The sequence below is a fragment of the Micromonospora sp. ATLC20 genome (assembly GCF_057196585.1).
The window spans coordinates 1-228 of record NZ_JBXUOV010000441.1 but is presented as its reverse complement, the minus strand read 5'-3'; the positions used below and the strand labels follow the sequence as shown (position 1 = coordinate 228).

The following is a 228-nucleotide window of genomic DNA, read 5'->3' as shown; positions in this document are numbered from 1 at the left end:
CCCCCTGCCACACCACCGAACTCCGCAACACCGGCGTCCGATCCGCCACCACCTGCCACGCCCGCGCCAACGCGTCCACATCCCGGACGCCCTCGAGCACGAAGGACATCTGGTCGAGGTACACCCCCGATTCGGGCGCCATCAGGGCGTGGAAGAGCATCCCCGCCTGAATCGGCGTCAGCCGGTACACGTCCTCCACCTCACGGCCGTCGCCCACCACCGCGTCCA

General features: G+C 69.7%; 1 protein-coding gene. It reads right to left on the bottom strand.

Annotated elements, in window-relative coordinates; all coding sequences use genetic code 11:
* The coding region (locus tag AC2CHG_RS31815) for a condensation domain-containing protein (protein WP_484526251.1) at positions 1-190 on the bottom strand (190 nt) is incomplete at its 3' end.
* Positions 191-228: the final 38 nt, after the last annotated feature.